Here is a 13,393-nt window from a genome sequence, read left to right on the forward strand (position 1 = left end):
TGCCGCTGGACGGCTTCATCCACCTGACCTGCCCGCATTTCTGGCGCGAGGGGAAAGCGGGCGAATCCGAGGCCGAGTTCGTCGCCCGCCTCGCCCGCGAGCTTGAGGACACGATCCAGCGCGAGGGCGCCGATACCATCGCGGGCTTCTTCGCCGAACCCGTGCAGGGCGCGGGCGGCGTGATCCCCCCGGCCAGGGGCTATTTCCAGGCAGCCCAGCCGATCCTCAAGAAGCACGGCATCCCGCTGATCGCCGACGAGGTCATCACCGGCTTCGGCCGCACCGGCAACACTTGGGGCTGCCAGACCTACGATTTCATGCCGGATGCGATCATTTCCTCGAAGAACCTCACCGCCGGGTTCTTCCCGATGGGCGCGGTGATCCTGGGGCCGGAACTCAGCGACCGACTGGACGCGGCCATCACGCCCATCGAGGAGTTCCCGCACGGTTTCACCGCCTCGGGCCACCCGGTCGGCTGCGCCATCGCGCTGAAGGCCATCGACGTGGTGATGAACGAGGGACTGGCGCAGAACGTCATCGACAAGGCCCCCCGGATGGAGGCCGGCCTGCGCGACATCATGCAGCGCCACCAGAACATCGGCGAGTTGCGCGGCGTCGGCTTCATGTGGGCGCTGGAGGCCGTGAAGAACGCCGACACGAAGGAGCCCTTCCCCCCGCATCTGTCCGTCAGCGAGCGCATCGCCAACACCTGCACCGACATGGGGCTGATCTGCCGCCCGCTGGGGCAGTCCATCGTGCTGTGCCCGCCCTTCATCCTGACCGACGCGCAGATGGACGAGATGTTCGACAAGCTCGACGGCGCGCTTGGCCGGGTCTTCGACGGGCTGCGGGCCGAGGGGCATGCCTGACCGATCCGCGCGTTGACCCCGCTCCATGCGCCCGATAGGCACAAGCCGTTGATCCAGACAGGAATGCGCAGTGCCTTCTTCCCCGACCGTGCTGCTGATTGCCGGAATGCACCGCAGCGGGACCTCGTTTCTGGGGGAAAGCTGCGGCGCGCTGGGATTTGCGCTGCCGCGCGACGCGGGCGGCCCGGCCGAGGACAACCCGCGCGGGCATTTCGAGCCGCGGGCGGTTGTCGCGCTGAACGAGGCCATCCTGTCGGATCAGGGGGCGCTGTGGTTCCGTGTCGGGCCGCTGGACCTTCCCGCGCCGGATGAGGCGATCCTGGGCCGGATGGACCGGGCCGTGGCGGCCAGCTTCGGCAAGGCGGGCCGCATCATGGTCAAGGACCCCCGCCTGTCGCTGACGCTGCCCCTCTGGCGGGCCTGGCTGGATGCGCGGGGCGGGTGCGGCGCGGTGCTGATCGCGCTGCGCGACCCGCGCGAGGTCGCGGGGTCGATCAACCGCCGCAACGGCTTTGCTGCCGATGCGGCGATGCTGTCCTGGATCAATCACACGCTTTCCGCCATCGCCGGATCCGAGGGATTGCCGCGGCAGATCGTCCTGTTTCCCGGCTGGGTGCAGGACCCTGCCCCCGTCCTTGCCCGCATCGCGGGTCTGTTCGACGAGGACGCGCCCGCCGGGGCGCAGCCGCGTGTCGAGGAAAGCTTCTTGCCCGACGCGGTGCACCGGCACGGCGACATCGCGGCGTCTGACAGCCTGATCGAAAGCCTTGCGCTTGAACTCTTCGATGCCCTCGCCGCAGCCGCAGGGCGCGGCGAGGTTCCGGCAGCGGCAGGGCTTGCCCCCTTCGCCCGCCGGTTCCAGGCGCTGTCCGCCCCGGCCCGCGCGGTCGAGCAGGCGAATGCCGCCGCCTTGCGGGACGGTCATCTGGCCGCCGCCGCCCTGCGCCGCGATCTGGCCGCCCAGCAGGACCGCGTCCGCCAGACCGAGGCGCAGCGCGACGAAAGCGTGGCCGTCCTGACCGAGCAGTTGCAATCGACCGAGGCCCAGCGCGACGAAAGCCTCGCCGCCATGGCCGACCAGCTTGCACGGACCGAGGCCCAGCGGGACGAGGTGACCGCCAGCCTGACCGCCCGCCTGCGCGCCACCGAGGCGCAGCGGGAAAAAAGCATGGCGGACCTGACCGCGCAACTTGCCCGCACCGAAGCGCAACGCGACGAGGTGACAGCCAACCTTTCCGCCCGATTGCGCGCCACCGAGGCCCAAAGGGACGAGGCCGTTGCCACCTTCACCGCCCGGCTTCGGGCTGCCGAGGCACAGCGGGACCAGGGCATGGCCGCGATGGCCGACCAGCTTGCCCGCACCGAGGCGCAACGCGATGAGGTGACCGCCAATCTTGCCGCCCAATTGCGTGCCACCGAGGCGCAGCGGGACGAGGGCATGGCCGCTCTTGCCGCCGAGCGGCACGCAGGCGAGGCGCATCGCATCGCCGCGGCGGAGGCTGCCGGGACAGTGCGCGATCTGGAACGCCTTGTCGCCGCCACCGAGGCGCAGCGCGACGAGATGACCGAGATCGCCGAGGCGCGCTGGGCCACCATCGAGCATCTGCAGGATCACGCCGCCCAGCTTGAGGCCCGGCTTGAGGCAACGGGGCAGGCGCTCGCCTCGGCCACGGCATGGCTTGAACGGGAACGCCAGACCATCCTGAAGCCGATCTACCGCCGGCTTTACCGCAGCGGTGGCCGGGCCCTGCGCCGGGTGCTGCCCGGCGCCGCCGTCGAGCGCGTCAAGCGCGGGCTGCCGGTGCCGGGCGGCATCCCGCGGGCGCTGGCCTTTCCGCCGCTGTCGGCGCCCGCGGCCGCAGGCTACGGGACCGTCCCGGCGCGGACAGGCGACAAGCCCGACATCTTCGTGCTGTCGATCATCAACTGGGATTTCCGCACCCAGCGGCCGCAGCATCTTTCCACCCGGATGGCGGCCGAGGGCCACCGCGTCTTCTTCATCGAGATGGAGCAGAACCTGCGCGAGGGCAGCGTGCGCGAGGTCGCGCCCATGGTCCATGTGGTCCGGCTGCCCGGCCGGGGAATGCGCGGGCTGCAGGCCTATACCGGGGTGCCGACCGGCGCGCAGGCGCGGGCATGGGTCGAACATTTCCACGCGCTTGCCGATGCGGTCGGCGCCTCGCCCGTCAGCCATGTGGTGATCGAGCATCCCTTCTGGTGGAACCTCGCCCGCCACCTGTCGCCGGAATACCAGATCACCTTCGACTGCATGGACGACATCGGCGGCTTTTCCAACACCGAACCCCATGTGCTGGAGGCCGAGCTGGAGATGATCGCGCGGGCCGACAAGATGATCGTCAGTTCGCAATATCTTCATGACAAGTTCGCCCCGATGCGCGCGGTGACGATGGTCCGCAACGGCGCCGACGTGAGCCACTTCATCCGCGAGGGCGACGATCCGGCCCCCGCCTGGCTTGCCGGCAAGCCGAGGTCCGGCGCGATCCGCGTGGGCTATGTGGGGGCGATCGCCGAATGGTTCGACACCGACCTGCTGGAAGCCGTCGCCCGCGACAATCCGGGCTTCGACATCCATCTCTGCGGCGCTGTGACGGCCGAGGCTCCGCTGCGGCTGGGTCGGTTGCCGAACGTCACGCTGCACGGGGAAATCCCCTATGCCGACGTGCCTGCCTTTCACGGCCAGATGGACGTGCTGATCATTCCCTTCCAATTGCTGCCGATCATCAGGGCCTGCGACCCGGTCAAGTTCTACGAATATTCGGCGGTCATGCGGCCGACCGTCTCGACCTCGCTGCCCGAACTCGACCGGGCGGGCGACCTGGTGTTCCGCGCCGACGATCCGGCGGGCTTCGCCGCGGCCATCCGCCGCGCCGCGCCCCTGGCACGGGACGCGGCCTTCGGCCAGCGGCTGCGGCAATATGCGCTGGACAACGCCTGGTCCTTCCGCGCCGCCGACCTGCTGGCCGAGATGCGGCGTGAGCCGAAGCTGTCCGTCATCGTGCTGCATTACGGCGCGGACATCGAGATGACGCTGGCCACGCTGCACGCGCTGCTGGGCCGGGGCGAGGTCTATCCGAACCTTGAAGTCGTGCTGGTGGACAACGGCTCGGCCCCTGAAGTGCGAGAGGTGCTGCGGGACCGCGCCGCCGACGACGACCGGATCCGGATGGTCGAGAACGGCGAGAACCTGGGCTTTGCCCCCGGCAACAACCGCGGCATCGCGGCCTCCAGCGGGGAATATGTCCTGCTGCTGAACAACGACACCTTCCTTGCGCCGGGCGCGCTGCTGGCGATGGTCCGCCACCTGCAGCGCAATCCGGACATCGGCATCGTCGGCCCGATGACCAACAACATCGGCAACGAGGCGCGGGTCGAGATCGCCTATGCCGACATGGACCAGATGATCTGCGCCGCCCGCGATCTTGCGACCGGGCACCGGGGGACATGGACCCCCATCCACGTCTGCGCCTATTTCTGCGCCATGTTCCGCCGCGCCGACCTTGACCGGCTGGGTCATCTGCCCGAGGTCTACGGCCTCGGCATGTTCGAGGACGACGACCACTGCGCCACCTTCCGGCAAGCCGGGCTGCAGATGGCGCTGGCCGAGGACGCCTTCTGCCACCACCACCTGTCGGCCAGCTTCGACGCGCTGCCCTCGGGCGAAAAGCAGCAGTTGTTCCAGCGCAACAGGGACATCTTCGAAAGCCGCTGGGGCACATGGGTGCCGCACCGCTATCGGCAGGGCCGCCCCTCGGGCAGCCTGCCCGGCCGCTGATCGCCCGGAAATTCCCGATGCGGACCGTCATCCTTCATTACCATATCTACAAGAACGCCGGGACGTCCTTCGACCACGTCCTTGCCCACAACTTCGGCGACCGGCACGAGTCGTTTGACGGCCCCTATCCCTTCTTCACCATCGACCAGGAGCAACTGGACAGGATCATCATGCGCCGACGGCAGGCGGTCGCATTCTCCTCGCACCAGATCATGCTGCCGCCGCCCAGTTCGCTGGAATACCGCGTCCTGGCGGCGATCTTCGTCCGCAATCCTTTCCTGCGGATCGCCTCGATCTACCGCTTCAAGCGCGGGCCGGAACGTGCCGACGGCACGCCGCTGGGCTCCCTCGCGCCGGACGAGCTTGACGCCGAACTGGTCCGGCGCGCCGCGAACCACGCTGGCTCCTTGGCAATGCCGTCCGTGCCGGAGTTCGACATGACGACAACCGCAGTGGCCGCGCGCCGGCATGACCTGGCAGGATGGATCGATCATTGTCTTGGCTCGGCCACAGAGATCGGCAACGTCTCGAATGCGCAGACACGCTTCTTTGCCTGCCAGTTCCGTCTGCGTCCGGTCCACAAGCGCACGGCCGAAGGCATCGTCTACGATCTCGGCACCGCGCTGAGGACGCTCTCCGGCGTCGAACTGCTGGGCCGGACCGAGCATTTCGAGGATGACGTTGCCCGCTTCGGCGATATCCTTGGCCAGCATGGCCTGGCCCTGCGACTGCCCGAGGATACGCGCCACAACGTCACCCATGCCAGCGCCGACAGCATGGCCGGGCGCGAGGAGGCCATGCTTTCCACCCTTCCTCCCGAGTTGCGCGACCGGCTGATCCGCGCCAACCGGCAGGACACCGCCCTTTACGACCGCGCCTGCGCGCTGATCGCAGCGGACCACCGGATATGAGGAAGAAGATCCTCTGCACCGTCGGCACCCGCCCCGAGGCGATCAAGATGGCGCCGGTGATCCGGGCATTGCAGGCCGATCCCTCATTTGACTGCCGGGTGCTTGCGACGGCGCAGCACCGGCAGATGCTGGACCAGGTGCTCGACCTTTTCGGCATCGCGCCCGACATCGACCTGGACATCATGGAGCCCGGCCAGACCCTCGGCGGCCTGACCGGGCGGCTGCTGATCCGGCTGGAGGAGGTGCTGGCCGCCGAACAGCCGGACGCAGTGCTGGCGCAGGGGGACACGACCACGGTTCTGGCGATGGCGCTTTCCTCCTTCTACGCCCAGGTCCCGTTCGGCCATGTCGAGGCCGGCCTGCGGACCGGCGACATCGCCAACCCCTTTCCCGAGGAGTTGAACCGCGTCGTGGCAAGCCGCCTGAGCCGCTGGCACTTCGCGCCGACGCAACTGTCGGCTGACCGCCTGCTGGCCGAGGGCTATCCCGCGACCGACATCCATGTGACCGGCAACCCGGTCATCGACGCGCTGCATCATGTGGCCGCCACCAGGCCCCGGACCGGCCTTGCCCTTGACCCCGGCAAGCGCCTGCTGCTGGTGACGCTGCACCGGCGCGAGAATTTCGGCGAACCCTTGGCCCGCATCTGCGATGCGCTTGCGCGGCTGGTCGAGGACAATCCCGACGTCCAGATGATCCTGCCGGTTCACCACAACCCGAATGTGCGCGGGGTCGTGCGTGAACGCTTCGCCGCGATGGACCGCGTCCTGCTTTGCGAGCCGCTGGATTACGCCTCCTTTGTCGCCGCGATGAGCCGGGCCACGCTGATCCTGTCGGATTCGGGCGGCGTGCAGGAAGAGGCGCCAGCCTTGGGCAAGCCGGTCCTGGTGCTGCGCGAAACCACCGAGCGCCCCGAGGCGGTCAGCGCCGGGGTGACGCGGCTTGTCGGCACCGCGTCCGAGCCGATCCGCGCGGCGGCCCAAGCCCTGCTGGACGATCCTGCCGCCTGCGCAGCCATGGCCAGCCGCGGATCGCCTTACGGCGACGGCAAGGCTGCAGGCCGAATCATTGAGGTCCTGCGCTGCGATCTTCGCTGATGGGGAAAGGCTGCGTCGGAGGAACAGGGTTCCGGGCAACCTCATCCGCCCGCGGCAAGCGGATCTTCGACATGAATGCGCCCGACCGCGGCGGTTCCGGCCAGGGCGTATCCCTCCGATCTTTATCGCCCATGGCACATCCCGCCTTCATGCCAATGAGCCGCCCTGCAGCTGCAATCGCGCCTGATCCCGTCATGGAGTCCTCTCCCGCACACCTGCAACCGCCCCGTCATCAGCCGCAGCAGCGCGGCGCCAAGCGGACTACCTTGGGCCCGAAGACGCCATCCAACGCCTTCGCACCGTGCGCGAGGTCCACAGGCGTTCTCCGTTCGCCGATGCGTCGCTGATCCACTGGATCTTCCCGCCTTGCAGAAAGCCCGCCATGGCGCCGCTGCGCGACAGATGTGACTGATCGAACAGCTCGCATCCGCCACGCAGGCCATCCGGCGCGGGGGCGGCAAGGATGACGATCGTGCCGCTGGTGCAGGCCTCGGCTGCCCGCCCGGCCGCGCCCTTGCCGGTGAGGTGAACGACGTCCCGGCCGGCAAGGGATGCGCGGCGCGCGCCGCGCTCGCCCTCCCATCCGGGCCGGGCGGCGGCTTCTTCGGCGCTGGCGAGATCGCCGTCGGCCCGCAGCCAACTGTCCGCCACGAAGGCTCCTGCCGGTTTGGACAGCGACCGTCCTGCCGGGGTCATCAACCCGACCGCCGTTCCGTCCGACGCGATCAGAAGATGGGGGCGCCCGGTCACATGCCAGAGCGCCGCGCTGCCCAGCACCATCAGCCCTGCGAGGAAAAGGGCGATCCGGGAAAGCCTGCCGCGTGTTCCATGCAGGGCAAGCAGGCCGACCGTCACCCCGGTTCCGCCCAAGGGCAGCGCAGCCCAATGGGGCGCGCGGACCGTCAGCACCGCGCCGCCCCAGCCGGTGACCTGCTCGGCCACGAACAGCATCCAGCGCGTCCCAAGCCCCATCAGCCACAAGGCTGGCTCGGCCAGACCGACAGGGGCCAGCAGCGCCGCGAGCGCGCCCGCGGGCATGACCACCGCCCCCATGACCGGGACCACCAGCAAATTCGCGACCAGGCCGTATTGCGCCGAGCGGTTGAAATGCGCCGCTGCGATGGGCGAGGTCGCCAGCCCCGCGATCAGTGACGAGATCACCAGAATCGCCACGCCCCGGACGATCCAGGGGAGAGCCTGCGCGCGCCGCGACCAGGCGGGAAACAGCAGGATCAGCGCGGCAGTGGCGGCAAAGCTCATCTGGAAGCCCGAGGTCACCAGCGCCTCGGGCGCCACCAGCAGGATCACCAGCCCCGCAAGCGCGACCGTTCTCAGCGAGATCGCGCGGCGGTCCAGCAGAACCGCCGACAGCATCACCGCGACCATCAGCCAGGCCCGCTCGGTCGCCACGCCGCCGCCCGAGATCCACAGGTAGCCCGTGGCCACCACAAGGGCCACAAGCGCCGCGATCTTGTGGACCGCCATCCCCGCAGGCACCCCGCCGCCACGGGACTGCAGCGCGGCCAGCGCCAGCCGCAGCGCCGCATAAACGAAGCCCGCCAGCATCGACATGTGCAGGCCCGAGATCGAGACGATGTGATAAAGGTTCGAATCACGCATCATCTGGTTCGTGGCCTCGGCGATGCCGGAACGGTCTCCTGTCATCAGGGCCGCCGCGACCGCGCCTTCCTGCCCGCCGATGGACCGCTGCATGGCCTGCGAAAGCCGCAGCCGCACCGCCGCCGCGTCGATCCGCCGGGCGGGTGCCGGCTCGACGGTCAGGATCGGCGTGCGGGTGTAGCCGACCGCGCCCAGCCCTTCGAAAAAGGCGGCGCGGCGGAAATCGAAGCCGTAAGGCTCGGCCGGACCGGGCGGCGGACCCAGGTGGCCCGTCAGCATGACCCGGCTGCCCGGCGCAGGAAGTGCAATCCCGCCCATCAGGGACAGCCGCACCCGATCGGGCGTTCGTCCGGGGGGCGTGTCGCGCAGCACCACCCGGTCCAGCGTCACCCGCATCCGGTCGCGGGCCGAGCGGTCGATTTCCACCACGCGTCCCTCGACCGGGCCATAATAGCGGTAATCCATGACCGGTGCTGCCACGAGATGCAGGCGCAGCCCCGCCGCAAGAAAGCCTGTGAGCACCAGCGCCATCCCCAAGGCGCCGAGCCGCAGCAGGTCGGCACGGTTCCAGTCGAGTCGGCCCGCCACCGCACGACCCCGCGCCATGCGCGCCGTCCAGAGAGCGCCCGCCATCCCCGCCCCGGCAAGGGCGTAATGCGTCCCCCCCGGCTCGAACCGCAGCAGGAACCAGCCGCCGATCCCCAGGGCGACCAGCACCGGCGCCCAGATCAGCAGCCCGGCGCGGGTCACCCGTTCGGCCGTCGGCAATGCGCCCGAGCTTCCGCGCGACATCAGGAAGGCGCCAAGCGCCCGCAACCCTGCGCGCCAGCGCCCGCCGGAAGGTTCCGCCGCCTCAGCCGCCGTCAATCTTGTTCTTCCCCGTTCCTGTCCGTATCCCTTCCGCGATCCTATCCCTCCGGTCCTTTCCGAAAGGTTAAGGTCCGCCCGAAGACCGAAAAGCAGGACCCGCCATGCCTTCATCCCCCGTCGTCACGCGCTTTGCGCCATCGCCCACGGGCTATCTGCACATCGGCGGGGCGCGCACGGCGCTGTTCAACTGGCTTTACGCCCGCGGCCGCGGTGGCAGGTTCCTGCTGCGGATCGAGGACACCGACCGCGCCCGCTCGACCCCCGAGGCGACCGAGGCCATCCTTGAGGGGCTGACATGGCTGGGTCTCGACTGGGACGGAGAGCCGGTCAGCCAGTTCGCCCGCGCCAACCGCCATGCCGAGGTGGCGCGGCAGATGATGGAGGCGGGCACCGCCTATCCCTGCTACACCACGCCCGCCGAGATCGAGGAATGGCGGGCCGGGAATCCCAGCCAGCCCTTCGTCAGCCCATGGCGGGACGCCGATCCCTCGACGCGCCCGGATGCGCCCTTCGCGATCCGCCTGCGGGCGCCGCGCGAGGGCGAGACGGTGATCCGGGACGCGGTGCAGGGCGACGTGACCTTCCGCAACGACCAGCTGGACGACATGGTGCTGCTGCGTTCCGACGGGACGCCGACCTACATGCACGCGGTGGTGGTGGACGACCACGACATGGGCGTCACCCACATCATCCGCGGCGACGACCACCTGACCAACGCCGCGCGGCAGGCGCAGGTCTATGCGGCGAACGGCTGGGACCTGCCGGTCTTTGCCCATATCCCGCTGATCCACGGCACCGACGGCAAGAAGCTGTCCAAGCGCCACGGCGCCGTCGGCCTGCATGAATACGCGGCGCTTGGCTATCCGGCGGCGGCGATGCGCAACTACCTCGCCCGGCTGGGATGGAGTCATGGCGACGACGAACTGTTCGATGATGCGCAGGCGCTGGAGTGGTTCGACCTCGGCGGAATCGGCAAGGCGCCGGCGCGGCTCGACTTCAAGAAGCTGGAACATGTCTCGGGCCACCATATCGCCGCCATGACGGACGAGGCGCTGCTGCAGGAACTTTCGGCCTTCCTGAAGGCCACGGGGCAGCCGGCACTGACGCCCGTGCAACTGCAGCGCATGACGCCTGCCCTGTCCGCGCTGAAGCAGAAGGCCCGCACCCTGCCGCAACTGCTGGACCAGGCAAGGTTCGCGCTGATCGAGCGGCCGGTCGAGGCAGACGAAAAGGCGAAAAATGCGCTTGATACGGTGTCCAAAGGTATACTCGAAGATTTGACCGCTGCGCTGCAGAATGCTAACTGGGCGCGAGATGATCTGGAGGCGGCGGCGCAGCGGATTGCCGAGGCGCGGGGCGTGGGTCTGGGCAAGGTCGCGGCGCCCGTTCGGGCCGCCTTGGCCGGCCGAACCGCCACCCCCAGCGTATTCGACATGATGCTGGCCCTGGGCCGCGACGAAACGCTCGCCCGCCTGGCAGACGCCACGGCGTGAGAGACCCCGACCTTATCGGCCCCAAGCGGGCTACTGGCGAGAAGGACTGTGTGATGGCCGAAGCAAAGACTGCGCGGATCACCGTAAACGACAAGGAACTCGACCTGCCCGTCCTGTCCCCGACCGTGGGGCCGGACTGCGTCGATATCCGCAAGCTCTACGGCCAGGCGGATGTGTTCACCTTCGACCCCGGCTTCACCTCGACGGCGGCCTGCGCCAGCGCCATCACCTATATCGACGGCGACAAGGGCGAGTTGTGGTATCGCGGCTACCCGATCGAGCAGCTGGCCCACCATGGCCACCACCTGGAAACCGCCTATCTGCTGCTTTACGGCGAACTGCCGACGCCCAAGCAGATGCAGGATTTCGAGAATCGCATCACGCGCCACACAATGGTGCATGAGCAGATGCAGTATTTCTTCCGCGGCTTCCGCCGCGACAGCCACCCGATGGCGACGATGGTGGGCGTGGTCGGTGCGCTGTCCGCTTTCTACCACGACAGCCTCGACATCAACGACCCCTGGCACCGCGAGGTCGCCTCGATCCGGCTGATCGCCAAGCTGCCGACGCTTGCGGCCATGGCCTACAAGTATTCGATCGGGCAGCCCTTCGTTTATCCGAAGAACGAGCTCGATTACGCCTCGAACTTCCTGCACATGTGCTTCTCGGTCCCGGCCGAGGAATACAAGGTGGACCCCGCGCTGGCCCGCGCCATGGACCGCATCATGATGCTGCACGCGGACCATGAACAGAACGCCTCGACCTCGACGGTGCGACTGGCGGGATCGTCGGGCGCGAACCCCTTTGCCTGCATCGCGGCGGGAATCGCCTGCCTCTGGGGGCCGGCGCATGGCGGCGCCAACCAGGCGGCGCTGGAGATGCTGAAGGAGATCGGCTCGGTCGACCGCATCCCGGAATATGTCAAGCGCGCCAAGGACAAGGACGATCCCTTCCGCCTGATGGGATTCGGTCACCGCGTCTACAAGAACTTCGACCCGCGGGCGAAGATCATGAAGCAGTCGGCGGACGAGGTGCTGGGCATCCTCGGGATCGAGGACAACCCGACCCTGCAGGTCGCCAAGGAGCTTGAGCGCATCGCGCTGGAAGACGACTACTTCGTCCAGAAGAAGCTTTATCCCAACGTTGACTTCTATTCCGGCATCATCCTGTCGGCGATGGGCTTCCCGACCGCGATGTTCACCCCCATCTTCGCGCTGTCGCGCACCGTCGGCTGGATCAGCCAGTGGACGGAAATGCTGGGCGACCCGGACAGCAAGATCGGCCGCCCCCGCCAACTTTACGTGGGCGAGGACCGGCGAGACTACGTCCCCGTGGACGCGCGCTGAATCCGCAAAAGACGAAGGAGGCCCGAGCGGCCTCCTTTTTCATTGAAATGCGCTGATGATCGGCTCCGTCAGCCAGTGGATCTAGAGAAGGCTGATCCGCTGGCCGGACCTGTCCGCAGGATGAGGCTCAACCAGAATCGCTGCCAGCGGCAGGTTTCGGCTGGCCTTCCACGGCTACCCGCAACACCCTGCCCATCTCTTCGCCTGCCAGACGCGGCAGGTCCGTACCGGCGGCGCGGTGTCTGCCACGGCCGGCGAAACTCAGCGGGACAGGCTTTCCTCGGCCTTGTCGGCCAATGCCTCGGCGCGGGCGGCAAGCTCGGCCAGCGCCTCGCCGATCTGGGGCGGGATCACCGGAACCTCGACCCGCGGCGGGTTAGACTTCAGCCGCGCCAATTCGCGTTCGACATTGACCAGCCGGTCCTCAAGCCCCGAGGTCCGGTCGGCCAGCATCAGCCCCGCCAGCAGCAGCAGGCGCGGTTCCGGCATCCGCCCTGCCTGTTCCAGGATGGTGCGGGCCTCGGTATCCAGCATGGCGGCGGCGCGCTTCAGCAGCCGCTCCTCGCCTTCCTGGGCGGAAAGCTCGTATTTCCTGTGGCCGATGGTGAACTCGACGATGGGCATCAGCGGCTTTCCTTTTCAACAGGCTCGTTGCCGACCTCGGCGGCCCGGATATCCTCGGGCAGATCGGCATCGGCGGCAGGCTCGTCCTCGGGCAGCGGGTCCTCGTCGCGAAGGACGCCGGGTTCCGGGACCGCCGAAGGACCGCCCTGCGGCTGAGCGCTGGCAACATCGGCTTCCGGTTCCTGTGCGGCATCGGCAGGGTTCCGGCCCTCCGTCACCTGGCCGCGGGGCGCGGTGGTCACGCCCAGCATCCGGTCCAGCGCGTCAAGAATCTCCCCCATCTGCGCGATCTCGGCCGCGCGGGCGGCGCGCAGCGCGTCAACCTCGGCCTGCAGGGCGGCGAAGGTCGCGACCTCGCCGTTTTCGGCCCAAGCCTCGGCCCCGCCGCCGGTCGCCTCGATCAGGGCCCGGTTGGCCTGCGCCAGATCCTCGTTGGCGGATGCAAGCCGCGCGGCCTCGGCGCCCATGGCGGCCATGCGCTCATGCGCCTCGGACAGCCGCGCCTGCACCGCTGCAAGCATCGCGGCCTGGCGCTCGCGCAGCGAGGCGACCTCGGCGGAAATCCCGGCATCGGCCGCCACGGAGGGCCGGGGCGGGGGTTTCGGGGGTGCCGCGTCTGCCTCGGCCATCCGGCGCCCCGCCTGCTCGACGGCGTTGTCCAGGCGGTCAAGGGCGGCGATCAGCCGTCGTTCGGCGGCGGAAAGGACTTTCATCGAAGGGCCTCAATCTGGTTGGCCCTTTGTGACAAAGCCCGTCCGCCAAGACAAGGA

9 protein-coding genes are annotated in these 13,393 nt (G+C 68.7%); 6 read left to right on the plus strand and 3 right to left on the minus strand.

Going from position 1 to position 13,393, the window contains the following annotated elements; genetic code table 11:
• The 4 genes from Q4F04_RS03575 to wecB all read left to right on the plus strand — a co-directional run.
• On the plus strand, positions 1-869 hold an 869-nt coding region (locus Q4F04_RS03575), incomplete at its 5' end, for an aminotransferase class III-fold pyridoxal phosphate-dependent enzyme (protein WP_303368458.1).
• A gap of 70 nt (positions 870-939) precedes the next feature.
• Positions 940-4,662, plus strand: a complete 3,723-nt coding sequence (locus tag Q4F04_RS03580; protein WP_303368459.1) for a glycosyltransferase — start codon at positions 940-942, stop codon at positions 4,660-4,662.
• 17 nt (positions 4,663-4,679) lie between these two features.
• Complete coding sequence (locus Q4F04_RS03585; RefSeq protein ID WP_303368460.1) at positions 4,680-5,573, plus strand: hypothetical protein; 894 nt, start codon at positions 4,680-4,682, stop codon at positions 5,571-5,573.
• A complete protein-coding gene (wecB, locus tag Q4F04_RS03590) occupies positions 5,570-6,670 on the plus strand; it encodes a non-hydrolyzing UDP-N-acetylglucosamine 2-epimerase (RefSeq protein WP_303368461.1) in 1,101 nt (366 codons plus the stop codon). The genes Q4F04_RS03585 and wecB overlap by 4 nt, the downstream gene beginning before the upstream one ends.
• 261 nt (positions 6,671-6,931) lie before the next feature.
• Here wecB and Q4F04_RS03595 read toward each other — a convergent pair whose 3' ends face one another.
• Positions 6,932-9,157 carry a ComEC/Rec2 family competence protein gene (locus Q4F04_RS03595; RefSeq protein WP_303368462.1) on the minus strand — a complete coding sequence of 742 codons (2,226 nt, stop codon included), beginning with the start codon at positions 9,155-9,157 and terminating at the stop codon, positions 6,932-6,934.
• A 104-nt stretch (positions 9,158-9,261) separates the two neighbouring features.
• On the opposite strand from Q4F04_RS03595, the gene gltX reads away from it, so the two are divergent.
• The gene (gene gltX, locus Q4F04_RS03600) at positions 9,262-10,653 is read left to right on the plus strand and encodes a glutamate--tRNA ligase (RefSeq protein ID WP_303368463.1); all 1,392 of its coding nucleotides are present in this window, start codon (positions 9,262-9,264) and stop codon (positions 10,651-10,653) included.
• A gap of 53 nt (positions 10,654-10,706) precedes the next feature.
• Positions 10,707-11,999 (plus strand): citrate synthase, encoded by a 1,293-nt coding sequence (gene gltA / locus Q4F04_RS03605; protein WP_303368464.1) that lies wholly within the window; start codon positions 10,707-10,709, stop codon positions 11,997-11,999.
• Positions 12,000-12,260: 261 nt separating this feature from the next.
• Here gltA and zapA read toward each other — a convergent pair whose 3' ends face one another.
• Positions 12,261-12,623, minus strand: a complete 363-nt coding sequence (gene zapA, locus Q4F04_RS03610) for a cell division protein ZapA (RefSeq protein WP_303368465.1) — start codon at positions 12,621-12,623, stop codon at positions 12,261-12,263.
• Positions 12,623-13,336 carry a hypothetical protein gene (locus Q4F04_RS03615; protein WP_303368466.1) on the minus strand — a complete coding sequence of 238 codons (714 nt, stop codon included), beginning with the start codon at positions 13,334-13,336 and terminating at the stop codon, positions 12,623-12,625. The genes zapA and Q4F04_RS03615 overlap by 1 nt, the downstream gene beginning before the upstream one ends.
• Positions 13,337-13,393: the final 57 nt, after the last annotated feature.

Source organism: Paracoccus sp. (in: a-proteobacteria) (genome assembly GCF_030536915.1).
Lineage (GTDB): Bacteria > Pseudomonadota > Alphaproteobacteria > Rhodobacterales > Rhodobacteraceae > Paracoccus.